Consider the following 22771-nt stretch of genomic DNA (forward strand, 5'->3'; position numbering starts at 1 on the left):
CGCCCGCCGCGCTGAGCCGGACACCATGCGAACCCGACCCGACGTCGAGCTCCGGATGTCCAGGACCGTCCACCCGGGCGACGTCGTCCTGGTCGAGCTGGTGCTCCGCTGCCGCGGGAGGACGCCGGTCGACGCGATCGCGCTCCACCTGGAGGGCATGCAGGTCGCCCGCGTCGAGGAGCGCGTCCTCGTGCCGCCCCACTTCCTCTCGCTCGTCGCCCGCGTCTCGGGGGCGACGACGCTCCCGGAGGGCGAGCAGCGCTACCGCGCGAGCTTCCCGCTCCCGGACGACGCGCCCTGCTCCTACCTCGGCACGCGCGCCGAGATCCGCTACGGCATCACGCTCTCCATCGCGATCCCGTGGTGGCTCGACGTCCAGGAGTCCTACGAGGTGCTCGTCACGCCCCGCCCCGTCACCCGCCCGGCCCGGTCGCCGGCCGCGGGGACCACGGCGCGCGGCGACAGCCCCTTCGTCGAGGTCTCGCTCGACGATCGCGTCTTCGCGCCGGGCGACGAGATCTCGGGGGCGGTGGCCCTCGGCAACGTGCAGGGCCGCGGCGTGCGCGGGATCGAGATCTCGCTGGTCGGCGTCGAGCGCCTCCTCAGCGCCGACCGCTCCGCGCCGAACCGCGCGACCGAGGCGCACCGCTTCACCGCCTTCCGCCGCGCGGACAGCCGCGACGAGGGGCGGGAGCTGCCCTTCCGGTTCCGGATCCCCCGCTCGGTCGCGCCGTCGTTCGACGCCGGCTGGGTCGCCCTCGTCTGGGGGCTCGAGGTGCGCGTCGATCTCGCGCGCGCGGACGGCGTCGTCCACACGACGCCGCTCGTGCTCGGCGTCTTCGACAGCCCGCCCGGCCTCGGCGCGATGCGGCGGCAGATCGGCTCCGGGAGGTGGCGCGCCGTCTGGGAAGCGGTCGGCGCGCGCCACGGCCTGTCCCTCGACGCGCTGGAGCTCCGCCTCTCGGGCACGCTCTCCGGCGCCGCGGCGTCGGTGTGGATCGACGCGGGCTCCTCGTCGAGCGGCGCGCTCGTGGGCGAGCTGCGCTGGCCCTCGTGGGGGCTCGACCTGGAGGTCGGCGTGAAGCGCTTCCTGCTCGCGCTGTCGTCCGAGGACGACGAGGGCTTCGGCCGCCGTTACCGCGTGCGGGGGCGCGATCCCGGCCAGGTGCGCGCCGTGATCGCGGGGCCGCTGCGCCGGGCGCTGCTCGCCTTCGACGACGTCCGGCTGGACGACGAGCACGTGTCCGTCCGGTCGCGGACGCCGGGCCACGATCAGCCCTGGCTCGGCGCGTTCCTGGAGCACCTCGCCGCGCTGGCGGCCGAGATCGGCGCCGCGAAGAAGCGCATCCCGCCGCCCACGCCGATGGCGGGGATGCGCGCGGCCTGGGAGCGGTTCGCGGCCGAGGTCCACGGCCGCTTCGAGGTGGGCCGCATGCGCATCCGGGACGCGCAGGTCGACGGCGCGACGTTCCACGTCGACACCTGCTTCGAGCGAGGCCCCCACCCCGAGCGCTCCGAGATCACGCTGGTGGTGGATCCGCCCCTCGACGCGGGGCTCGATCCCGACGATCCCGAGCAGCTGCGCGCCGCCTCGCCGAGGGCGCGCGAGGCGGTCAAGGGCCTGCAGGCCCGCACGCGCGCGCTCCGGATCGCCCCGCACGCCATCGTGATCACGCTGCCGGCCCCGCTCGAGGACCCCGCCACCCTGCGCGATCTGCTCGGCGAGCAGCTGCACGTGGCGGCGCTCCTGCGCGGCCCGCGCGCCGCCCGCCCGTACCGCTGAGCGGCGAGGAGCGGGCGCCCGGGCGGGGGGCAGCACCCTGGAACCGGGAATCCCCCTAGGGCGCGCGGCTCGCTGATTTCCACACAAAACGCTGGCGGATCCGGGCTAGAGTCCCCGCCCATGCTCGACAAGCTTTCTCGCGAAGAACGCCTCCAGCTGATGCGGTTCATCTGTTCGTTCGCCTGGGCTGACCTCCAGGTGCGCGACCAGGAGCGCGAGTTCGTGCGCAAGATGATCCTGCGGCTCCACCTGGACGCGGAGGAAGCCAAGCAGGTGCGCGGCTGGCTCGAGGTGCCGCCCGCGGCCGACGACGTGGATCCGATGAAGATCCCGCGCGCGCACCGGCAGCTCTTCCTGAACGCCGCGCGCGAGATGATCTCGTCCGACGGCGAGATCGGCGAGGAAGAGCGCGAGAGCCTGAGCCTCCTGGATCAGCTCACGCGCTGACGCGGGCGGGGGGGCGACGGATGACGGACGACGGACGGCTGAGGAGCCGGTGAGCGGTGGAACGATGAGCACGATGGCGCAGGGAGGGGCCGGCGAGGGCCGGACCCCCGCGGAAATGGGAGCGAGCTCGGCCGAGAAGCCCTGGGTCGGCGTGATCATGGGCGGCAAGAGCGACTACGAGCACCTCGCGGTCACGAGCGAGCTGCTCACGCAGCTCGGCATCCCGCACGAGGTGCGCGTCGTCTCGGCGCACCGCACGCCGGACCGGATGTTCGAGTACGCGAGCACGGCCGCGGAGCGCGGGATCGAGGTGATCATCGCCGCCGCCGGCGGCGCCGCCCACCTGCCCGGGATGGTCGCCGCGAAGACGGTGCTGCCCGTCATCGGCGTGCCCATCCCCGCCACGGCGCTGAACGGGATGGACGCGCTGCTCTCGATCGTCCAGATGCCGAAGGGCGTCCCCGTCGCCACGATGGCGATCGGCAAGCCCGGGGCGGCCAACGCGGCCCTGTTCGCGGCGGCGGTCCTGTCGGGCAAGCACCCGGAGCTCCGCGAGCGCCTCGCCGCCTTCCGCGGCGCCCAGGAGGCGGCGGTGCTACGCGACTCGGTCATCGTCTAGCTCGTCAGGCCTCGTCAGGCCTCGTTTCGGTCCCCCTCTACAGGTCCTCCGGAAATGCCCATCGCTCCCGGCTCCACGCTCGGTATCCTCGGTGGCGGCCAGCTCGGCCGCATGACGGCGCTGGCCGCCCGCACGCTCGGGTACAAGGTCCACGCCCTCGACCCTGACCCGGACTGCCCGGCCCGTTCGGTGCTCGATCACTGCATCGTCGCCTCGTTCGACGACGTGGCGCAGGCGGCCGAGCTCGCGTCGCAGTGCGACGTGGTGACGCTCGAGATCGAGAAGGTCGCAACGGACGGCCTCGTCGCCGCCGCCCGGTTCGCGCCGGTGCGCCCGTCGGCCGACGTGCTGGCCATGGTGCAGGATCGCGGCGTCCAGAAGGGATGGCTCTCGCGCAACGGCTTCCCGGTGGGGCCCTTCCGCGAGGTCGCGACGAGCGAGCAGCTCCTCGAGGCGACGCGCGCCATGGGCGGGGCGTGCTTCGTGAAGTCGTGCGTCGGCGGGTACGACGGCCGCGGCCAGCTGCGGCTCTCGGGGGACGCGGGCTTGGACGATGGCGGCGGCGGCGGTCTCGAGGGTGAGGCCGCAGCGCTCTTCGCGTCGCTCGGCGGGCAGCGCTGCGTGGTCGAGCAGGCGCTCGACCTCGAGGCCGAGCTCTCGGTGCTCGTCGCGCGGAGCCCGAGCGGCAAGCTCGCGGTCTACCCGCCGGCGCTGAACCACCACGTCGACCAGATCCTCGACTGGTCGCTGCTGCCAGGCCCGCTCTCGGCCGCGGTGACGGGGCAAGCGGTCCAGATCGCGCTCGACCTCGCGGTCGGCCTGCGCGTCGAGGGGCTGCTCGTCGTCGAGCTCTTCCTGCTCAAGGACGGCCGCCTGCTCATCAACGAGCTCGCCCCGCGGCCCCACAACAGCTACCACGCCTCCGAGGTCGCCTGCGCGACGAGCCAGTTCGAGCAGGCGGTCCGCGCCGTGTGCGACCTGCCGCTCGGCTCGGTCGAGATCGTCCGCCCCGCGGCGATCCTCAACCTGCTCGGCGACGTGTGGCTCGGCGGCGCGCCGCCGCCGTTCGAGGCCGCGCTGGAGATCCCGGGCGTCCGGCTCCACCTCTACGGCAAGCGGGTCGCCCGCCCCGGCCGCAAGATGGGCCACCTCTCCGCCACGGGCCGCACGCCGGAGGAGGCGCTCGTCGCCGCGAAGCTCGCGATGGCCCGGCTCTCGGCCCAGGCTGGGCTGCCGCTCCCCCCCGGGCGCTGACGCGCCGCCGGCGGGCCTCCGCCGGCGCACGACGCTCTCCACGGCTGCCCAGGGTGGCGCGGCGCGCGCCGCGCCACCACGTCGACGGTCGACGGACTCGTCCCGTTCGCGTCGATTCATGAGCCGCCGGTGAGCCGCGGCGCAACTGCATGTTCGGGACGGCCCTGGAGAGTAGGGAGGTGTGTTCTCGCGTGCTCAGGTTCGGTGTCGCCTGCGGCGTGGCGGGCGTCCGGGCGCGACGGCGACGCCGCGGCCGCGCGCGGCGATCTCGGCGGATTCAATGGTCTCGAGCGCTCGTGCGGAGACATCTCACGGTGTCTTCGTCCACAGGGGCAACGCACGCTGGCCGGGGCGGAATCACGCGCACTGGCTATCAGGACGAAACATCGATATAGGATGCATTTGATCTGAACACACGCCCTGGACTTCGACGAATATCTCGCACAGAGGCGCCGTTGTGGCATGTTCGATTCTCAACAGGTCACGACCGTGGAGACTCCGGCCGTGCCCCTGCTTGCAACCCTGTCCATCTCGGGCGGCGTGACCGCCCGAGGAGGAGCAAGTCGATGAAAAGAACCTCATTCATGGTGTTGGCGTGCGTGGCGGGCGGGCTGGGCAGCGTGTCGTGCGGGGGGGCGGACGCGGGCGACGACGCCACGCACGAGACTGAGCCCCAGTTCTCTGTCGACGCGGAGGGCGGGGTCTTCACCGGGGATGATGGATTCAAGATCGAAGTGCCTCCGGGGGCCGTCAGCGCGGCGACGGAGCTCACCATCGAGAACATCGTGGACGCCCGGGAGGGCGCGGTAGGCCCCACGTACCGCCTCGGTCCGGAGGGGCAGACGTTCGCCAAGCCGATCAAGCTCACGCTGCCGATCACCGTGGAGCTCGAGGCGGAGCTCGGGGAGGATACCGTCCTCGATGCCTACGGCTTCTCCGCGCCGACGGGCTCCGACGTCTTCACGCCGCTCGAGCAGCACGAGGTCTCTGCCGCGGAGCTGATCACGGAGACCACTTCCGTGGGCACCTTCTACGCCGGGATGATCCCGGCGGGGGTGATGGCGAGCCAGCACGCCTACCCGATGGCGCTCGCGGCCGACGACACCTACCTCTACTTCGCGAGCGGCGGCACCGAGTCCACCGCGCCCGCGGACTCGAACGACGGCTACATCTATCGCGTCGAGCCGGGCTCGACCGAGGTGGAGGCGATGACCCCCGCGGACCCGGACCCCAAGGCGCTGTGGGTCAACGCCTCCCACGTGTACTGGGCGAGCGGCGGAGACAACGATCCGGTCATCCCTTCGGCGCTCAAGCGCGTCGACAAATCGACCCTGGCGATGGAGACGCTGGTCGAGATCGGCTACGTGCTGAGCGTCACCGGAGACGAGTCGTCCGTCTATTTCGGAGATGGTGACGGACACAACATCTACAAGCTGCCCCTCGACGGCGGCGACCCCGTCGTCCTCGCGCAAGACGCCGGCGCGCCGGAGTACCTGGCGCAGGACGCAGAGAACATCTACTGGACGGGTGGCTCCCGGACGAACAAGGTCTACAAGGTGGCGAAGTCGGGCGGGGACGTGACCGTCATCGCCGAGAACGAGGGGGAGCCGGCCGGGATCGCGGTGGACGCGGAGTTCGTCTACTGGGCCAACGCCGGCGACGGCGGCGTGTTCAAGGCGCCGATCGCCGGAGGGGCGAAGACGCTGATCTACCAGGGGGGCTCGATGGGCGGGCTGGCCCTCAGGGGCTCGACGCTCTTCTCGACGGACATGAGCCGGAACCGCAGCGTCCAGGCCCATGATCTCGTGGAGAACAAGACCACCGTGCTCGCGCTCGGCCAGCACTTCGCCTGGCGCATCATCGCCCCCGAAGGTCAGGACGTGTTCTGGACCAACGGCGGTGACTATCGCTTCGAAGGACAGATCGTGTCCTACCGCGCTCCTTGAGCGCGCGCCTCCGGCGGCGATGCCGGGCAGCATGACAGCAGGGGCGAACGCCAGGTCGCGCGATTCGTGGGCCGCCGATTTGTGAGCCGCCCATGAGCCGCGGCGCGACTGCTCACCCGGGACCAGCGTGACGGGCAGGGGGGGTCCCACTCGCTCATGCCTGGCTTCGCTTCCAGCGATCCTGGGGCTCTGCTGTTGCGTGAAAGCGACGGCGGCGCCGGGGCCGCGGGCGGCGAGCTCGGCAGAGTCAATCGTCATCAATCGTCTTCACTCCCAGCGCGGAGAGCGCTCACGGCGTCTTTGTCTTCATGGCGAGCGCATGTTGGCCGAGGCGGAACCACGCGCGTTGGCCGCCGGGACGGACCATCGACCCAGGAAGCCGTTGATCCGAAAGCACCCGATCCCAGCTCCAACGACCCTCTCGTGAGAGGCGCCGCTGCGGCATGCTCGCGTCTCATCGGCTCGCGACCGTGGAGACTCCGGTCGTGCCCCTGCTTGCAACCCTGTCCATCATGGGCGGCGGCGACCGCCCGCGGAGAAGCAAGTCGATGAAAAGAATCTCATTCATGGTGCTGGCGTGCGCGGCGGGCGGGCTGGGCGGCGTGTCGTGCGGGGGGGCGGAGGCGGACGACGCCACGCAGGGGACCAAGCCGCAGTTCTCCGTCGACGCGCAGGGCGGCGTGTTCACCGCGAGGGACGGGTTCACGATCGAGGTGCCGCCTGGCGCGGTCAGCGCAGCGACGGACATCACCATCGAGCGCGTCGAGGACGTGCGCGAGGGCGGGGTGGGGCCCATGTACCTCCTCGGCCCGGAGGGGCAGACGTTCGACAAGCCGGTCTCGCTCACGTTGCCGATCACCGTCGAGCTCGAGGCAGAGCTCGGCGAAAACACCTTCCTCGACGTTTATGCCTTCACCGCGCCGGCCGACTCCGACGACTTCACGCGGCTCGAGCGTCATGACGCTTTCCCTGCCGGCGTCGTCACGGAGACCCCGCATTTCTCCCGCTTCCAGGCCGGGATGGTCCCGCCGGCGGCGATGGCGAGCCAGCACGCCTACCCGATGGCGCTCGCGGCCGACGACACCTACCTCTACTTTGCGAGCGGCGGGACCGAGGCCACCGCGCCCGCGGACTCGAACGACGGCTACATCTATCGCGTCAAGCCGGGCACGACCGAGGTGGAGGCGATGACCCCCGCGGATCCGGACCCCAAGGCGCTGTGGGTCAATGCCTCCCACGTGTACTGGGCGAGCGGCGGAGACAACGATCCGATCATCCCTTCGGCGCTCAAGCGCGTCGACAAATCGACCCTGGCGATGGAGACGCTGATCGAGATCGGCTACGTGCTGAGCGTCACCGGAGACGAGTCGTCCGTCTATTTCGGCGATGGCGACGGACATAACATCTACAAGATGCCGCTCGACGGCGGCGAGCCCGTCGTGCTCGCAGCCGACGCCGGCGCGCCGGAGCATCTGGCGCAGGACGCCGCGAATATCTACTGGACCGGCGGCGCCACGACGAACAAGGTCTACAAGGTGGCGAAGTCGGGCGGGGACGTGACCGTCATCGCCGAGAACGAGGGGGAGCCGGCCGGGATCGCGGTGGACGCGGAGTTCGTCTACTGGGCCAACGCCGGCGACGGCGGCGTGTTCAAGGCGCCGATCGCCGGAGGGGCGAAGACGCTGATCTACCAGGGGGGCTCGATGGGCGGGCTGGCCCTCAGGGGTTCGACGCTCTTCTCGACGGACATGAGCCGGAACCGCAGCGTCCAGGCCCATGATCTCGTGGAGAACAAGACCACCGTGCTCGCGCTCGGCCAGCACTTCGCCTGGCGCATCATCGCCCCGGAAGGTCAGGACGTGTTCTGGACCAACGGCGGTGACTACCGCTTCGAAGGCGAGATCGTGTCCTACAGCGCTCCTTGAGCGCGCCGCGCCGACCCGCTGCGCCGGTGTCGGCTGCTTTACGCGTTGACCGTGTCCGGCGTCCTGGCGTAGTTCTTCTCATTCGATGCAGATCACCCTGTCGCGGGCCCGGCTCCAGGTCGCGCTGCTCGCCGTGATGGCGGTGATCGCGGGCGCCGGGCTCGCCGTCGAGGTGCTCAAGCCGCTCCTCCACCTGAGGAGCCAGAGCGGCGTCGTCCCGTTGTTCTCGCTGAGCTACGAGCAGAACGTGCCCACGTGGTACACCTCGTCACTGCTGTTCGTGTGCTCACTCACGCTCGCTGTCATCGCCGTCGGCGCCCGGCGCACGGGCAAGTTCGTGAAGCACTGGTGGGGGCTCTCCGCGGCGTTCCTCTACATCTCGCTCGACGAGGTGGTCGAGATCCATGAAGCGGCGAGCTCCTGGCTCGATCTGGGCGGGGTGCTGTACTTCAGCTGGGTGATCCCGGCGGCCGCCGCGGTGGCGGCGTTCGTGGTCGCATACCTCCGGTTCCTCTCGCACCTCCCGCGAGATACGCGGAATCGATTCCTCCTCTCGGGCGGGATCTATGTCACCGGGGCCCTCGTCCTGGAGCTGCCGCTCGGGTACTGGACCGAGCGGGCCGGGAGCGACAACCTGATCTACGCGCTCATCGACTTCGTGGAGGAGTCGATGGAGATGCTCGGCGTGAATCTCTTCCTGCTCTCGCTCGTCGATCACCTCGCCGTGCAGGGATGGACGATCGGCTTCTCGCCAGCAGCACCGGAGCCGCGGCCCGCGGCGGCACCTCGTCCCGCATGAGCGCACGGGCCGAGCCCGCGTCCGCTGCGCTGCTCGGTGTAGGCCGGGCCGCGTACATCGTCGGCCCCTTGTATGACTGGGCCTTCTTCCTGCTCCCGCCGCTCGTCGCGCTCGCCGCGGGCGCCCTGATCGCGGGGACGCCGTTCGCCGACGCGAGGTTCAGGCTTCACGGGGAGAAGGTCACCTGGGCGGGGCTCTTCATCGGCACGCTCATCCATGGCCACCTCGCCGCGGTGCTGCTCCGGAGCCACGGCAACGCGGACATCTTCCGGCGGCATCGGCTCCGCTTCCTCGTGGCGCCGGTCGCCCTGTTCGCCGCGATGATGCTGTCCATGTGGGCCGTCGCCTGCGTGTCGGTCCTCGTGGTGTTCTGGGACGTCTACCACTCGGCGCTCCAGACATTCGGCCTCGGGCGCATCTACGACGCGCGCGCGGGGAACGCGCCGGCGCTCGGCCGCCGGCTGGATCTGTGGCTCAACCTCGTCCTCTATGCCGGCCCCATCCTGGGCGGCGCGACGATGCTCCTCCACTTCCAGAGCTTCGACGCCTTCGAGGGCGTGGGCCCCGCCTTCTTCACCGCCGTCCCTGCGCTGATGACGTCGAGCCACCGCGTCCTCAGCTGGGCCGTCATCGCCGCGGGCACGTCGTACCTGCTCTATTACGCGCTCGCTTACCGAGGGATGGTCCGGCGGGGTTATCGGGTGTCGTTCCCCAAGGTGTGGCTGCTCGTCAGCACGGGGCTCTGCTCGATCTACACGTGGGGTTTCAACCCCTGGGGACAGGCCTTCTTCATCATGAACCTGTTCCACGCCGTGCAGTACCTGGCGCTCGTCTGGTGGTCGGAGGGCGGCCGCCTCCGCCGCCGGCTGCGCCTCGACGCGCTCCGGGCCGGCACGCCGATCGCGGTGGCGGTCTTCCTCGGGGGTGTCCTTGTGTACGGGGTCTGGGCCGAGCTCGCGCCGGCGGAGGACCGCGCGCTGTGGTCGATCACGCAGACCGTCGCGCTGATGCACTTCTGGTACGACGGCTTCATCTGGTCCGTGACGCGCAAGCAGGTATGAGGCGATCGCGCCTTCGAGAGGTCACCAGAGAGGGGTGTATGCGAATCCAACGTTGTCTCCGGTCCATGGTCGTCGCGCTCGGGGTCGCCTCCGCGGCGCTCGTCTCGTCCGCTTGCAGCAAATCGCCGCAGATCACGGCGGAGAGCATCGAGGACAACTGGGCGCTGACGGAGCAGCACGAGCCCGGGTCCGTCGTCATGACGGTGGCGCAGGACGGGCAGGTGACGGCGCTGGTGAAGGATCGCGACGGCAAGCCCATCGCGGCGGATGTGTCGGGCAGCGTCTCGGTCAAGGTGCCTGGCAAGGGCGGAGCCCCCATGAGCGCGGCGCTCGTGCCAGAGCCCAAGTCGGGGGGCGTGCTGCTCGCCAAGCTCCCGCCGCTCGAGGACGACCTGACCGAGGTCAGCTACGAGCTCAAGGTGAAGGGCGAGCCGTTCAAGGGGGTGCTGCACGTGCCCCGCGGCGGGACCCGGGAGCTCCAGGAGAGCGCCAGGGAGCACCAGACAACCCAGCTCGACGGGACCAAGGGGCCGAACGGGGGCGTGCTCCAGCCGGTCGGAGACGACATCGTGGAGATCGTCGCCGACAAGGAGAGCGGCGATCTGCGCGTGTACGTGCTGGATCTCAACCTCAAGCCGGTGCCGATCGGCGAGCGCGAGATCAAGCTCGCGGTCCAGACGGCGTCGGGGCCGGACGTCATCGTGCTCGCGCCCGGGCCCGATCGGCTCTACTTCACCGGCAAGCTCAACGTGAAGGTCAATCCGACCAAGGTCACGGTGGTGCTCAAGGAAGGCGGGCACACGCACGTGGTCCTCTGCGGTTACCGTCCAGGCGCGGTGATCGTGGTCGGCCCGAGCGCGCCCATGATCGGCATCCTGGTGGCGACCACGTGGGCCGTGAAGGTCGACGTCAGGCCGACCGTGGTGGTGCACGACGACGATGACGACGACGGCCGGGTTCTCGTCATCCACAAGCACAAGCACAAGCACAAGCACAAGGGCAAGGGGCACTGGAAATGACCGGGGAGGAGGGCGCCGCGCTCGGACGGGGCGCGCCGACGCGGTAAGGTGGCGGCGCGGCGCGCCCGCGCCTCAGCCGACGGAAAGCCCTCTCCCATGACCGAAGCGCCCGAGATCCCCGACCTCTCCCCCGACGACTGCCACCCCAGGGCAGCCGCTGCCCTCGCCGACCCGTTCTTCTGGTCGCTCACCGACGAGACCGCTCCGTTCGGCAACGAGACCGCGCACGAGACCCTCACCGCCTTCCGCGACTTCCGCGACGAGCACCCGAAGAAGAGCCCGATCGAGCTCCTCGACGAGCTCCTCGAGCGCTGGGAGGTCGGCAATGCCGGCTGGGACGCCGTGGACGCGGCCGAGGTCGAGGCGCTCGGCGAAGAGGACGAGTACGGCCTGCTCACCCGCGACGAGGCGATCCTCGCCCTGGCCTTCAGCCAGATCGTCGTCGAGGGCAGGCTCGATCCGGAGGTCCGCCGCCGCGCGCTGCTGGCGCTGGCCCGGCAGGCGCTCCCCGCGCTGCTCAGCGCCTACGAGGGGCGCGCCCTGGAGAGGGCGCTGCGGATCGACCGGATGAGGGCGGTCCTCTCCGCTCGCTGGGATTAGGTGAGCGCCTCGGCGCCCCTGCGGCGCCGACGGCTAGAACAACGATCACGTTGAAACCCGGAGAATTTTCACAGGGAGGCGGGGAGGCGGGGAGGAAGAAAAAAAATGAACTTTTCCCTCTTGCCGTCTCTCGCTCCCCGCCTCCCCGTCTCCCTGTGAAATTCTTGCTTTTTCTCGTGGTTTCAACCCGTTTGTCGCTCTAGGGGATCGCCCAGTCCTGCGCGTCCTGTCGGCACCCAGGCCCGCAGTCTTCACCGTTCGGGTACCACGTCCGGTACGCGGGGGTGAAGCTCCGCTCTCCGAGGACCGCGCCGTCCCGCCGTACCACCACGTCGACGCGCGCCGGCGTGCCACGAATCGCGAGCTGTTGCGTGAACTGCCCGGGGGCCGGGACGCAGCTCTGGGAGACGGCGTCGCCGTGCTTCGTCTCCGTGCAGATGGTCACCGCATTGACCGAGACACTGACGCTCGGGCTGCACTGGACGAACACGCCGCTGCCGCCGACGCTCGGCGTGTTCGTCCAGCTGTAGGCGCACGACACCGCGTTGCCGTCCACCGTGAGCTCCAGCGTGTATTCTCCCGCTGCCCAGCTCTTGTTCGCCGTCGCGGCGGTGATGGTGAAGGTGTCGCTACAGGCCATCTCGGTGCATTGCTTCTGGTTCAGGATGCAGCCGGGCATGGCGGAGGCCATGGCGAATCCGGCGGCGAGCGCGGCGGTCGTACGCACGCAGGAGCCGAGCGGGACGAGGGAAAAAAGAGACAAGGTCATGGATCCATCCTCTCTCCGGCGGGACCGCCGTGGATGGAGGCGCTGGCGAAGCAACGCGTAGACCACCTGCGCGGGCGCAAGAAGCCGGCGCTCCTGACGCCTTGTGCCAGGGGCCCGCCGAGCGGCATGACAGGTGTGTCAGGGCAACGAACCCGCGGCTCGGCTGAAGGACGCCCCGGCGCCGCCGGCGCGGCGCGCCTCCAGACCGCGCGGCGGCGCTTCGAAGGGGGCTCCCGCCGGCGCGGATTCGGGTACCGTCAGGCCTTCAGGTGGTCGCGCGTTCGAACGCGAACGCCCGTCCTGCCAGGAGGTTTGCACATGAAGAAGACCTATTCAGGGAGCTGCCACTGCGGCGCGGTCCGCTTCGAGGCCGACATCGACCTGAGCGCTGGAACCAACAAGTGCAACTGCTCTATCTGCACCAAGACGAGAAACTGGAACGTGATCCTCAAGCCGGACGCGTTCCGGTTGCTCGCGGGTGAGGACGCGCTGAGCGACTACCAGTTCGGCATGAAGGCCGGGCACCACCTGTTCTGTCGACACTGCGGCGTGCGGTCGTTCGGGCGCGGATATGTCGAGGCGATCGGCGGCGACTATGTGGCGGTCCAGCTCGCTTCCCTGGACGACGTGGATCTCGCGGAGCTCGTCTCCGCGCCGATCCGGTACGCCGACGGACGCAACAACGACTGGGGCACGCCGCCGGGAGAGACCCGGCACCTGTGAACGGCGCCGCCGCTGGCTGCGGCGGACGGAGGCCCCTCGACGGAGGCGCCGCCGCACGCCGGCGCCCCGGCCGCGCCGTCTTCACCCGTCTTACTTCGCGACCTCTCCCGTCTTCAGATCCAGCTTGAGCTCCCGCACCACCTCCGGCGTGGCGCACACGATCTGCGGCGTCGAGCCCTGCACATCGGTCTTGATCCGCTCCTCCAATTTCTTGGCGAGATCCCAGGTCGGCACGAACGCGGCGAAGAAGCGCTGTCCCATGTCGCGCGTCACCACGAAGCGCGCTGGCGAGAACTCCGTGCGTCCCTTGAGCGCCTTGCGCGTCAGCGGGAAGTCGTAGTCGTCTGGCGCCGTCTTGCTGAACGTGTAGAGCACCACGAGGTTCTGCGGGCACTTCGGCCCGCCGGGCCTGGGCAAGGTCCGGTTCTCCCTGGGCTTCGGCGGCGGCCCCTTCTGGAGCTGGATGCTCCCGGGCGCCGCGCCCGCGGCCTCGCCGGCGCCGCCGTGCTTCAGGATCGCCCCGCCGGCCGCGACCCACACCGCCCCGTCGCTCCCCACGGCCACGTCGCGGGCCTTCACCCCGTCGGGCAGCGGCGCCTGCTCCCAGGCATCGCCCTTGCGCGCGAACAGCGCGCCGTCCGCGAGCGCCCACAGCGTCCCGTCCGGCGCCGCCGACGCGGTGAGCACGCGCGCGCCCTTCGCCGGCGGGTCGATCTTCTTCACCTCCCCGCCCTGGTAGCGGAGCACGCCCCCGTCCACGATCCACGCCTCGCCGTCGCCGGGGCCCGGCAGGATCAACTTGCGCACATCGTCGGCCTTCTCATCGAACGGCGCCGGGATGGGCAGGATGGTCGAGCGTCTCTCGCCAGGCTTCCAGATCTCCAGGGCGCTCTCCCCTTTGCAGTCGAGCCCGTAGCTCAGCGCGGTCCCATCGCGCGTCGCCCCGAATGCCTCCGGGCGGACCTCGGTCTCCGAGTAACGCGATGCCCCTTCGAAGTCGAACCCGCGGCACTCTCCCTTCCTGGGCGCCGGCGTGATCGTCAGTCCCACCCTGGGCCCGCGCAGCGTGACGAACCTCGAGGGGCCGATCATCGTCGGCCCCACCAGCCCCACGAGCGAGCTGCCCATGCTCGCCACCCCGGTGAACCACTGCCCCGCGTCGCTCACGCGCTGCACCCAGCCCTTCGGCCCCAGCGCGTAGTGCTCGGCGACGCCGGTGCGGCCCGTCGTGCCTGTCGCGATCAGGTCGAGCTGGTCGGGATAGCGCCCGTGGACGCCGATCACCGACACCCACCACCCCGGCAGGTGCAGCCGCTTCGGGAACTCGATCTTCCCGTCCTTCAGCACGCCGACGGCGGCGGCCACGGCCTCCTGCTCCCCCTCGAGCATCGTCAGGTTGGAGGTCGACACGAGCAGCGCCCCCTCCACCGGGTGAAGCCGCAGCTCGACCTCCTCCGGGATCTGCGCCACCGGCGCGAACGCCGACTTCGGCGGCGGCGCCGGCTTCGCCGCCTCGTCCGCCTTCACCCCGCCCGCCGCGCCCGGCGCGCCGGCGGTGCTCGATGTGCCCGCCGTGCGTGCCGCGCCCGGCCCCTGCGTCGCGGCCTCCGCGCGCGGCCCGTCCGCGGCCTGCGGCGCAGGCGCAGGTCCGCACCCTGCCATCGCCATCACGAGCCCGCCCAGCCCCCACCACGTCCGTCGCCCGATCATCGCTCGTCCTCCTCCAGGCACGGCCGCGCCGCACTGCCGCGCCGCGCTCCCGTGCTCTCATCCTCGACACGCCGGCTGCCCGGCCGCTTACCACCCCGGACCGCTCGCCACGCCGGGCTGCTTCCCCTCGCGCCGATCCCTCGTTCGCTCATGGCGCGAGCCTCCCCGACGCGACCCGGATCTCGCCCTCGATCTCCGCGTCGCGCAGGTCCACCCCGTTCGGGTGCGCCACCCGCTGGTAGGCCACCTGCCACGCGATCGCGCGCCCCTCGCCGGCGGCCCCGACGTCGAGCTCCACCGTCAGGGGCTCCGCGTGCACCCGATCGTCGGCCACGAGCTTCCGCCCGATCGCCCCGGGCCGCAGCGCGAAATGCCGCGTCAGGTAGCGCTCCGCTTGCCCCAGCACGAGCTCGTCGGGCCCGAGCGCCTCGGCCGACACCTCGAGCCTCCGGAACAGATCCCCCGTCGGAAATGCGTGCCCCGCGTTCGCGGGCGCGAGCGTCACCGCCACGCGCGTCGCCGAGAGCCGCCGCGCCGTCACCGCCACGGCGCTCCGCACGAGCGCCTCGTCCCGCGATCCCGCGAACCGGTGGCCGCGCCGCCCCCCCGGCCCGCGGGGCATGTGGCACGCCGCGCAGGGCTGGTCGGCGGCCGGCGACGCGCGGTGCTCGAGGACGGTCGACTGCATCAGCTCCGCGGCCGACCGCCCTCGCGCCGTGGGGAACGCGAACTCGTGGCAGGCCGCGCACGCGTCCGCGCCCCCGAACCGCGCGTCCCGGATCACCGCGTGCGGCGCCGCCGGCGGCGCCCCGCGCCCCGCCCACGGCGCCGCGAGCACCGGCGCCACCGCCTGCCTTGCGAGCTCACCCTCGGCGTCGGTCGTCACGTGGCACGTCACGCACCCCACCCCGAGCGCCCCGAGCGCCTCCGGCTCTGGCTCCTCCGGCCTCGCCTCGGGCGCGTGGCAGGCCCGGCAGAACGGCATCGGCTCGATCGCGAACGCCCGCCGGTAGGCCGGCTCGGTGTTCGCCCGGTGGTGGAGCGACGCGCGCCACTCCCGCGCCACCTCCTCGTGGCACCCCTCGCAGGCCTGGTTCGCGCTCACCGCCGCCTCGAGCCGCGCCCGCGCCGGCCTCGGCATGGGCACCCGCGCCACCTCCGGGGCTCCAGGCAGGGCGCCGCCGGCGGGCGCCTCGACGTCACCTGTCGGCCGCGCAGGCGCGTCCGGCGCGGCAGCGCACGCGCCCGCGATCAGCAAGCCGAGGCCAGGTACACAGCGCTGCACAGCGAAGATTGCAGCTACAACACCCCCGACGCTGCGTCATCTCCGAGGCCTCCGCGCGACGCCGGCCGCTCTGCCTCCTTTCGGGCCGTTCCGCCACCGCAGGCGGCGTGGCGCCGTAAGATCCCGCGGGCTCCCGTGTTTCCTGCCCATGCACGCGCTTGCTCCGTTCCTGTGCCCCCTGCTGCTCCTCGCCGCGGCCTGCGCCGCCAGGGGGCCCGACCCGGCGGATCCCCCTCACCCGGGCGCTGACAACCCTTGCGCGCCGGGGGGAACGCCGCGACCTCCCCGCGAGCACGTCGTGGCCACCACGGTCACGCCGGACGGCCAGATCGTCGACTGGATCCCGATCGAGTCCCAGACGCCGGACGGCAAGATCGCCACGCCTCCCGCGGGGCCGGAGGGAGCCAGCCCCCCGCCGCCGGCGAGCCCGGGCGGCGCTGCGCCGGCGCCGTCTCCGGCGGCGGCTACAGTTCAGCTCGGGCCGAGAGGCCCGGCCGGCACGGTGCCGGTGCTGCGCCCCCGGCGGCCGCAGTGCGACTGCTTGCCCGGGTATGTCCAGCAAGCCGACGGCTCGTGCGCAGCGCTCGCGTCGCGCTGCTCGGGCGAGGGAGGGATGGCGTCGAGCAAGTCGTTCACGACCTGTTGCCCGGGTCTCACGCCCATCGCGAGCATGGCGCGGGTCGACGGCGCGTGCGTGACCACGGCGCCCGACGCGCACCTCTGCGCGAGATGCGGCGACGGCGCCTGCGGCGCGGGTGAGAACGACTGCAATTGTCCGGGCGACTGCGGTGGAGCCCGGCCCTGAGCGACGCTTGGATCATCCGGCATACAGGCCGCGCGTGCGGCCGCACAGGCGCACGAGGCCGAGCAAGCCGTCGATGGTCGGCGTCGGTACGCCGGTCAGCTTGCCGATCTCGTGGACCACGGTCACCAGCGCGTCGATCTCCAGCGACTTGCCGGCTTCCGCGTCCTGGAGCATCGATGTCTTGAACGCGCCGAGCCGGCGCGTGACCTCCATCCGGTCTTCTCCGCTTTGCGCGATCGGGCAACCGATCCTCTCGCCGATCGCCGCCGCTTCCTGCATCGCCTGAAGACAGAAGCCGCGCACCAGCGGATCATCCAGTATCCGATCGCACGTCGCCCCGGTGAGCACCGACACCGGGTTCATCGTCATGTTGCCCCACAGCTTGTACCAGATGTCGGTCCGGAGTTCGGCGCTGGCCTCGGCCTCGAAGCCGGCGCGCTGCAGCAGCTCGACAAGCGCGCCCACCCGGTCAGAAGGTCCGCCGGCCGGCTCGCCGAGGAGCAGGCGGTTGCCGAGGCCGACGCGCACCATCCCCGGTTCCGGGCTGGAACCCGACAGATGCACGACGCAGCCGACCACCTGGCGGAGCCGGATGGCGCGCGGCACGACGTCGCCCGGGTCGAGCGACTGGAGCCGGGCGCCGGCATACGGCACGTTCTCGGGGGCGAAGAACCACCACGGTACGCCGTTCATCGCGGGGACGACGATCGTGTCCTCGCGGAGCAGCGGAGCGATGCGCGCCGCGACGTCGGCCAGCGCGGTGGCCTTGACCGCGATGATCACGACGTCCTGCGCGCCGAGCGCGGCCGGATCCTCTGCGGCGCGGATCGGCACGCGGGTGATCTCTCCCTTGCCTTGCAGCAGCAGGCCGCGCTTCTGCAAGGCGGCGAGGTTCTCTCCGCGCGCGACGGCGCTGACGTCGCAGCCGGCCCTGGCCAGCCGGGCGCCGAGCAAACCGCCGATGGATCCGAAGCCGTAAACCGCAATTTTCATGGTGTCTCCGCATCCTATCGTCGCAGACCGCCGGTTGCCTCCTCGCCCGCCGCCGCCGTTCACGGCGCACCGCGTCGTGCCGGTCCTTGGCCTGCGCGGAGCGCGCGTTCGAGGCGCTGTGCCGCTCGGCCACCTGGCTCTTGCGGCGCGAGGCGAGCTGACGAAGATGAGCGTGCCCGATCGGCACACCATCCGGGCGCGCTTGGAGGCACTTGCTTATGAAGGTCAGGTACTCGCTCTTCGTTTCTTGGATCGTGTTCGCTGCGGCGAATGGCTGTGGCGGCGGCGACGACCCGCTCGAGTCGGAGGGCGGGGGCGGATCCTCCAGCGGCGCTGGGGCTGGCGGGTCGAGCGGCTCCACGGGCAGCGTGGGCGCCACGAGCTCCAGCGGCACCAGCGCGGGCAGCGTGGGGGCGAGCAGCGCTGCGGCGACGAGCGGCAGCGGGGGCGACGAGACGGGGAGCGGCAGCGGCAGCGGCAGCGGCAGCGGCGGGGCCGGGGCGGGCGGGGCCGGGGCGGGCGGCGGTGATGACGTGTCGGTCGTCTGCCCGGGCGGCCCGTACGCGGCCGATCCGGTGCCGGCGAACGGCAGGGCGCAGCTGGTGAGAGGGGGGTTCACGTACGTCGAGGGCCCTGTCTGGGTCGCCGAGCTCGGGGCGCTGTTCTTCTCGGAGATCAACCTGCAGGCGCAGAACTCTCCGCCCCTCAACGGTCCACAGGCGAAGATCCAGAGGCTCACGCCGCCGGGCGCGTTCGAGGTGTTCGTCGAGAACAGCGGGACGAACGGGCTGAGCCTCCACAGCGACGGGAACCTCATCGCATGTACCCACGATACGCGCAGCATCTCCGTGTTCGATCTCGGCACGAAGGCGCGGCGCGAGGTCGCCGGGTCGTACATGGGCAAGCGGTTCAGCTCCCCGAACGATGTCGTCGTGCGGAGCGACGGCAACGTCTACTTCAGCGATCCCGATTTTCAGCTCAGCAGCGGCAGGCCGGAGCTGCCGACAGCAGCTTACCGCGTGTCCCCGTCCGGCGCGGTGAGCCTCATCGGCACGCTGGAGACCCCCAACGGCGTCGCGCTCTCGCCGGACGAGAGCGTGCTGTACGTGACCGAGTTCACCCCCGGCCGGATCCGTCGCTATACGCTGAGCGCCGACGGAGCGCCCGGCGCCTCGTCCGATTTCGCCGCGAACCTGCCGAAGGCCGACGGAATGGGCGTCGACTGCGCGGGCAATGTCTACATCGCGTGGCGTGAGGGCATCGAGATCGTCGCGCCGAGCGGCGCGAGGGTCGGCAAGATCACGGGGTTGGGCGAGGTGTCGAACGTCGCGTTCGGCGGGGCCGATCGAAAGACCCTTTACATCACGGCGGGCGCGTCGCTCTATGCGATGGAGATGAACATCCCCGGATACCCCTACTGAACCTCGCTCTCGCTGGACGCAGACCGCCGGTGCTCGGCCGCGCCGGCGCTTTGGCCGCGAGCGTCCGGCGGCTTGTCCTCGCGTGCGAGCATGAAGTCCAGGAAATCCGCGATGGATTGACCGACGCGGAACACCCCGCGGGCGACAGCGCTTGACCGGTCTGGCGGTCCGGCGTAGGTCACGATGATCGAGGGACTCGAGCCGGTGTGCATGGGAGTGGTTGTCGCCGAGGCGCTCGCCGCACAGCACATCGAGCGCGACGCCGAATGCAGTCTCGGCGCCGCGCTCGCCCTGGCGACCACGCTGCACGCGCCGGGGCAGCGCGAGCGCTACCGGCGTCTGCTCGACTGCGCGATCGAGCAGGCGGATCGCGCGCTGGCCGCCGCCGAGCAGGAGCGCGCTGCCCTCCAGGAACATGAGGTCGCGGCGGGAAGAGAGCGAATCCTCGCGACGGCGATGGGCGCCCATTCGACGCTGGCGAGGGCCCATGCGGCGCGGGCGGCAGACGCTCTCCACGGCGCGGGCCAGCTCTCGTTGAGCGCGCAGCGCGCGCCGACGCGCGACGCCTGCGACGACGGCTGGCGGCGCGTGGAGGCGATCGTGGCCGGCGCAGAGGCCTCGGCCCGCGCGGCCGCGATGAGCGCCTCGGAGCTCGAGGACGGCTCTCCGCGGTCAAAGGTCGCCCGCGCGGCGCGCGCGGCGGCTCACGAGGCCGAGGTCGCCGCCCGCGCGGCGCGCAGGATCATCGAGGAGCGAAACCACGCGTATACATTCCACACCGACGGCGGCTTCTCGTTCGGCGAGGGGTGGTACGTCGCCGCGGCCGCCGTCCTCGCGGGCGCGGCGATCCAGGTCGAGCCAGGCAAAGCGGGAACGGCGCAAGCCGAGGCGTTTCTCCGCGATGCAGGCCTGAGCGATCACCTTCAGGCGTACCGCTCGCGCCCGCGCGCGATGAAGCAGACAACGGAGATCGTCGCGCGCGCCTTCAAGGCCGATCCGTTTTCCGCCCAGGGGAGACTCCGCGCAGCGTTTCTGGCGGACGCGCCGATTCCGGGATCGGTGATCGCCTGGGTCGATCGCAGGCTCGCGGAAGCGCGGGCGGGAGCGTCACGCCGGAAGAAGGTGCTGCTCTGGATCCGCGAGGGGGTCCACCACCCGCACCGCAACACGACGCTCGCCGAGCTCCTGGAGCTGACGGACCTCGTTCAACGTGCGGGGCTCGTACCTGTGTTGACCGGCGACGCTCTTCGAGACGCACAGGTCCCCGACGGCGCGGTCGACATGACGCTCTTCTGGAAGGACCCGACCTTCCGGCAGCTCGACATGCGCCGGGCGCAGCTGCAGTTCTTCGAGCACTTGAAGCGAACTCACGGCCTCGTCGGCCAGCTCGGCGTCACGACCGCAGGCATGGATGGGCCCGCGCTCATGGGGCTCCCCACGATGTACCTCACCGAGGCGTCGAACGTGCGTATGCGGGAGTGGGTCGGCGCGGTGCCGGGATACCAGGAGATCGTGCGCGAGGAGGGATATCTCGAGCGCGTCCGCCGTGTGTTGTCCGAATGGGCGGCGGCTCCGTTTTCGGGAAAGTTCACAGGGAGGCGGGGAGGCGGGGAGTGAAATCCCATCAATCTCCCCGTCTCCCCGTCTCCCCGTCTCCCTGTTTAATTTCTCGTTAAAATGCCAACAAAGTGAGGGGATTTGTCAGGAGGCGCCGCCAGCGCCGCCTCCGCCGCCTCCCGCGCCGCCGGTGCCGAGCGGGGTGTCGTCGCCGCTGCAGTCCTGATCGATGCTGTCACCTGCCACGTCCGTCGCGCCGGGGTGGATGTCCGGATTGCCGTCGTCGCAGTCCTCCTCGGGCCCGTAGCCCTCGCACGTCGCCTGGTAGCCGTCGCCGTCGCTGTCGGTCGCGGGCTCGTCGCACGGGGGCATGCCGTAGCAGGCCATCAGCGTGACAGCCATCATGCCGCCCGACGCCGCCGCGAGCAGCCGGCCCGCGATCCCGTGGCGCGCCTGCGCGCAGCTGGCGCGCTCGGCCGTGGGCGTCGCGCCGCAATGCGGGCAGGCGGAAGCGCCGGGAGGCAGGAAACCATCGCAGCAAGGACAAGCGCCGAGGGTGAGCATGAGGATCTCCGCCTTTGGGCCATGGGGCCGAGGCCTGGCGCGCCCCGGAAGGCCGAGCCAGGGAGGTCAAACCGTCCCATTCTATGTCAAGGCGCCTCGGCGACGCGCAAGGAAAATGAAGGGGAATGGCGCAGCGGCCCGGCGTGCGCGTGCGCGTGCGCACGCACCCTCCATCCCCCGCGCGATCGAAAGGGCGTTGGAGAGCAGGAGCCGGCGGCGGAGTTCGCGGTAGGCTCCGGCATGGCGCTGCGCCGTCTCGATGTGGTCCCCGGCGAGTACTTCCCGGCGTACGTCGTCTGGGAGCTGACGCTCCGCTGCGATCAGCCCTGTCGGCACTGCGGCTCCAGGGCAGGGGCCGCGCGGCCCTCGGAGCTCGGCACCGAGGAGGCGCTGGGCGTGGTGCAGCAGCTCGCGGCGATGGGCGCGCGCGAGGTGGTGCTCATCGGCGGCGAGGCCTACCTGCACGACGGCTTTCTGGAGATCATCGCGGCGCTCAAGGCCGCGGGCGTGCGGCCGACCATGACCACCGGAGGGCGGGGGATCACGGCGGAGATCGCGGCGCAGATGAAGGAGGCCGGCCTGCACAGCGTCTCGGTCAGCGTCGACGGGCTGGAGCGCGCCCACGACCTCATCCGCAAGGCCCCGGGCAGCCACCGGAGCGCACGCTCGGCGCTCGGGCACCTCCGGGGCGCGGGGCTGCTCACCGCGGCCAACACCAACCTCAACCGGGTGAACCAGGGCGACCTCGAGGCGCTCTACGACCTGCTCCGGGAGCAGGGGATCAAGGCGTGGCAGGTGCAGATCACCGCGGCGCTGGGCCGCGCGGCCGACCGGCCGGCGATGCTGCTCCAGCCCTACGATCTGCTCGACGTGCTCCCGCGCATCGCCGAGCTGAAGCGGCGGGCCTTCCGGGACGGGATCACGGTGATGCCCGGCAACAACCTGGGCTACTTCGGCCCGGAGGAGGCGCTCCTGCGCTCGCTGCGCGAGGGCGGCCGCGACCACTTTCGCGGCTGTCAGGCCGGGAAGCTGGTGCTGGGGATCGAGTCCGACGGCGCGGTGAAGGGCTGCCCGTCGCTCCAGAGCGACGCCTACGTGGGCGGCGACCTGCGCGGGCGCGCGCTCCAGGAGATCTGGGACGAGGCGCCGCGGCTCGCGTTCGCGCGGGCGCGCACGGCCGACGATCTCTGGGGCTTCTGCCGGAGCTGCGCTTTCGCGGAGGTGTGCATGGGCGGGTGCACCTTCACGGCGCACGCGCTCTTCGGGCGGCCGGGGAACAACCCGTACTGCCACTTCCGCGCGCGCACGCTGGCCGCGCAGGGCAAGCGCGAGCGCCTCGTCCCCGCCGCGCCGGCCGCGGGCAGGCCGTTCGACAACGGGCTGTTCGAGCTCGTGCTGGAGGATCTCGACGGCCCCGATCCCGGGCTCGATTCCCCGGAGCGGCTCGTCCAGCTCACGCGCAAGCCGCGGCCATCGAGCTGAGTTTGCCAA

The 22771-nt window shown here is 71.4% G+C and carries 20 protein-coding genes; 15 read left to right on the forward strand and 5 right to left on the reverse strand.

The window, feature by feature from the left end; genetic code table 11:
* Nucleotides 1-25 precede the first annotated feature (25 nt).
* The 10 genes from WMF11_RS10175 to WMF11_RS10220 all read left to right on the forward strand — a co-directional run bounded on the left by WMF11_RS10175 (nt 26) and on the right by WMF11_RS10220 (nt 11453).
* A complete protein-coding gene (locus WMF11_RS10175; protein WP_437977307.1) occupies nt 26-1783 on the forward strand; it encodes a hypothetical protein in 1758 nt (585 codons plus the stop codon).
* A 120-nt stretch (nt 1784-1903) separates the two neighbouring features.
* The gene (locus tag WMF11_RS10180) at nt 1904-2230 is read left to right on the forward strand and encodes a TerB family tellurite resistance protein (RefSeq protein WP_437551368.1); all 327 of its coding nucleotides are present in this window, start codon (nt 1904-1906) and stop codon (nt 2228-2230) included.
* Between the two features lie 115 nt (nt 2231-2345).
* Complete coding sequence (gene purE / locus WMF11_RS10185; RefSeq protein ID WP_173427451.1) at nt 2346-2849, forward strand: 5-(carboxyamino)imidazole ribonucleotide mutase; 504 nt, start codon at nt 2346-2348, stop codon at nt 2847-2849.
* Between the two features lie 54 nt (nt 2850-2903).
* The gene (purK, locus tag WMF11_RS10190; protein WP_437977308.1) at nt 2904-4103 is read left to right on the forward strand and encodes a 5-(carboxyamino)imidazole ribonucleotide synthase; all 1200 of its coding nucleotides are present in this window, start codon (nt 2904-2906) and stop codon (nt 4101-4103) included.
* A gap of 566 nt (nt 4104-4669) precedes the next feature.
* Nucleotides 4670-6049, forward strand: a complete 1380-nt coding sequence (locus WMF11_RS10195) for a DUF5050 domain-containing protein (protein WP_437977309.1) — start codon at nt 4670-4672, stop codon at nt 6047-6049.
* A gap of 548 nt (nt 6050-6597) precedes the next feature.
* The gene (locus WMF11_RS10200) at nt 6598-7974 is read left to right on the forward strand and encodes a DUF5050 domain-containing protein (RefSeq protein WP_437977310.1); all 1377 of its coding nucleotides are present in this window, start codon (nt 6598-6600) and stop codon (nt 7972-7974) included.
* An 85-nt stretch (nt 7975-8059) separates the two neighbouring features.
* Nucleotides 8060-8773, forward strand: coding sequence for a hypothetical protein (locus WMF11_RS10205; RefSeq protein ID WP_437908223.1), 714 nt, complete (start codon nt 8060-8062; stop codon nt 8771-8773).
* Nucleotides 8770-9834 (forward strand): hypothetical protein, encoded by a 1065-nt coding sequence (locus tag WMF11_RS10210; protein WP_437977311.1) that lies wholly within the window; start codon nt 8770-8772, stop codon nt 9832-9834. Before WMF11_RS10205 ends, WMF11_RS10210 begins: the two co-directional genes overlap by 4 nt.
* A gap of 38 nt (nt 9835-9872) precedes the next feature.
* Nucleotides 9873-10853: a hypothetical protein gene (locus WMF11_RS10215; protein WP_437977312.1), complete on the forward strand. Its 981-nt coding sequence runs from the start codon at nt 9873-9875 to the stop codon at nt 10851-10853.
* 96 nt (nt 10854-10949) lie between these two features.
* Nucleotides 10950-11453, forward strand: coding sequence for a hypothetical protein (locus WMF11_RS10220; protein WP_437908226.1), 504 nt, complete (start codon nt 10950-10952; stop codon nt 11451-11453).
* 199 nt (nt 11454-11652) lie between these two features.
* Here the strand turns inward: WMF11_RS10220 and WMF11_RS10225 are convergent, their stop codons facing one another.
* A complete protein-coding gene (locus tag WMF11_RS10225; RefSeq protein ID WP_437977313.1) occupies nt 11653-12222 on the reverse strand; it encodes a hypothetical protein in 570 nt (189 codons plus the stop codon).
* A 318-nt stretch (nt 12223-12540) separates the two neighbouring features.
* Between WMF11_RS10225 and WMF11_RS10230 the strand changes: the two genes are divergently transcribed.
* Entirely contained in the window at nt 12541-12945 is a 405-nt protein-coding gene (locus WMF11_RS10230; protein WP_437908228.1) for a GFA family protein, read from the forward strand.
* Nucleotides 12946-13035: 90 nt separating this feature from the next.
* Here WMF11_RS10230 and WMF11_RS10235 read toward each other — a convergent pair whose 3' ends face one another.
* Nucleotides 13036-14655: a hypothetical protein gene (locus WMF11_RS10235; RefSeq protein WP_437977314.1), complete on the reverse strand. Its 1620-nt coding sequence runs from the start codon at nt 14653-14655 to the stop codon at nt 13036-13038.
* 148 nt (nt 14656-14803) lie between these two features.
* Nucleotides 14804-15913 carry a multiheme c-type cytochrome gene (locus tag WMF11_RS10240; RefSeq protein ID WP_437977315.1) on the reverse strand — a complete coding sequence of 370 codons (1110 nt, stop codon included), beginning with the start codon at nt 15911-15913 and terminating at the stop codon, nt 14804-14806.
* 175 nt (nt 15914-16088) lie between these two features.
* On the opposite strand from WMF11_RS10240, the gene WMF11_RS10245 reads away from it, so the two are divergent.
* A complete protein-coding gene (locus WMF11_RS10245) occupies nt 16089-16745 on the forward strand; it encodes a hypothetical protein (protein ID WP_437908231.1) in 657 nt (218 codons plus the stop codon).
* 12 nt (nt 16746-16757) lie between these two features.
* Here WMF11_RS10245 and WMF11_RS10250 read toward each other — a convergent pair whose 3' ends face one another.
* Nucleotides 16758-17738, reverse strand: a complete 981-nt coding sequence (locus WMF11_RS10250; RefSeq protein ID WP_437910970.1) for a 2-dehydropantoate 2-reductase — start codon at nt 17736-17738, stop codon at nt 16758-16760.
* 218 nt (nt 17739-17956) lie between these two features.
* Between WMF11_RS10250 and WMF11_RS10255 the strand changes: the two genes are divergently transcribed.
* Together WMF11_RS10255 and WMF11_RS10260 are read left to right on the forward strand one after the other, a co-directional pair.
* The gene (locus WMF11_RS10255; RefSeq protein ID WP_437977316.1) at nt 17957-19159 is read left to right on the forward strand and encodes an SMP-30/gluconolactonase/LRE family protein; all 1203 of its coding nucleotides are present in this window, start codon (nt 17957-17959) and stop codon (nt 19157-19159) included.
* A gap of 183 nt (nt 19160-19342) precedes the next feature.
* Complete coding sequence (locus WMF11_RS10260) at nt 19343-20776, forward strand: hypothetical protein (protein ID WP_437977317.1); 1434 nt, start codon at nt 19343-19345, stop codon at nt 20774-20776.
* Nucleotides 20777-20860: 84 nt separating this feature from the next.
* Here WMF11_RS10260 and WMF11_RS10265 read toward each other — a convergent pair whose 3' ends face one another.
* Nucleotides 20861-21280 carry a putative metal-binding motif-containing protein gene (locus WMF11_RS10265; protein WP_437908234.1) on the reverse strand — a complete coding sequence of 140 codons (420 nt, stop codon included), beginning with the start codon at nt 21278-21280 and terminating at the stop codon, nt 20861-20863.
* Nucleotides 21281-21520: 240 nt separating this feature from the next.
* Between WMF11_RS10265 and WMF11_RS10270 the strand changes: the two genes are divergently transcribed.
* Entirely contained in the window at nt 21521-22762 is a 1242-nt protein-coding gene (locus WMF11_RS10270) for a radical SAM protein (RefSeq protein WP_437977318.1), read from the forward strand.
* The last annotated feature ends 9 nt before the right edge of the window (nt 22763-22771 follow it).

Source organism: Sorangium sp. So ce295 (assembly GCF_051527405.1).
Taxonomy (GTDB): domain Bacteria; phylum Myxococcota_A; class Polyangia; order Polyangiales; family Polyangiaceae; genus Sorangium; species Sorangium cellulosum_B.

Coding starts and splice junctions, on each gene's coding strand:
- WMF11_RS10265 (WP_437908234.1), bottom strand. CDS start 21,280: ATGCTCACCCTCGGCGCTTGTCCTTGCTGCGATGGTTTCCTGCCTCCC.
- WMF11_RS10200 (WP_437977310.1), top strand. CDS start 6,598: ATGAAAAGAATCTCATTCATGGTGCTGGCGTGCGCGGCGGGCGGGCTG.
- WMF11_RS10195 (WP_437977309.1), top strand. CDS start 4,670: ATGAAAAGAACCTCATTCATGGTGTTGGCGTGCGTGGCGGGCGGGCTG.
- WMF11_RS10225 (WP_437977313.1), bottom strand. CDS start 12,222: ATGACCTTGTCTCTTTTTTCCCTCGTCCCGCTCGGCTCCTGCGTGCGT.
- WMF11_RS10235 (WP_437977314.1), bottom strand. CDS start 14,655: ATGATCGGGCGACGGACGTGGTGGGGGCTGGGCGGGCTCGTGATGGCG.
- WMF11_RS10250 (WP_437910970.1), bottom strand. CDS start 17,738: ATGAAAATTGCGGTTTACGGCTTCGGATCCATCGGCGGTTTGCTCGGC.
- WMF11_RS10260 (WP_437977317.1), top strand. CDS start 19,343: ATGATCGAGGGACTCGAGCCGGTGTGCATGGGAGTGGTTGTCGCCGAG.
- WMF11_RS10175 (WP_437977307.1), top strand. CDS start 26: ATGCGAACCCGACCCGACGTCGAGCTCCGGATGTCCAGGACCGTCCAC.
- purK (WP_437977308.1), top strand. CDS start 2,904: ATGCCCATCGCTCCCGGCTCCACGCTCGGTATCCTCGGTGGCGGCCAG.
- WMF11_RS10245 (WP_437908231.1), top strand. CDS start 16,089: ATGCACGCGCTTGCTCCGTTCCTGTGCCCCCTGCTGCTCCTCGCCGCG.
- WMF11_RS10255 (WP_437977316.1), top strand. CDS start 17,957: ATGAAGGTCAGGTACTCGCTCTTCGTTTCTTGGATCGTGTTCGCTGCG.
- WMF11_RS10270 (WP_437977318.1), top strand. CDS start 21,521: ATGGCGCTGCGCCGTCTCGATGTGGTCCCCGGCGAGTACTTCCCGGCG.
- purE (WP_173427451.1), top strand. CDS start 2,346: ATGGGAGCGAGCTCGGCCGAGAAGCCCTGGGTCGGCGTGATCATGGGC.
- WMF11_RS10215 (WP_437977312.1), top strand. CDS start 9,873: ATGCGAATCCAACGTTGTCTCCGGTCCATGGTCGTCGCGCTCGGGGTC.
- WMF11_RS10220 (WP_437908226.1), top strand. CDS start 10,950: ATGACCGAAGCGCCCGAGATCCCCGACCTCTCCCCCGACGACTGCCAC.
- WMF11_RS10180 (WP_437551368.1), top strand. CDS start 1,904: ATGCTCGACAAGCTTTCTCGCGAAGAACGCCTCCAGCTGATGCGGTTC.
- WMF11_RS10205 (WP_437908223.1), top strand. CDS start 8,060: ATGCAGATCACCCTGTCGCGGGCCCGGCTCCAGGTCGCGCTGCTCGCC.
- WMF11_RS10210 (WP_437977311.1), top strand. CDS start 8,770: ATGAGCGCACGGGCCGAGCCCGCGTCCGCTGCGCTGCTCGGTGTAGGC.
- WMF11_RS10230 (WP_437908228.1), top strand. CDS start 12,541: ATGAAGAAGACCTATTCAGGGAGCTGCCACTGCGGCGCGGTCCGCTTC.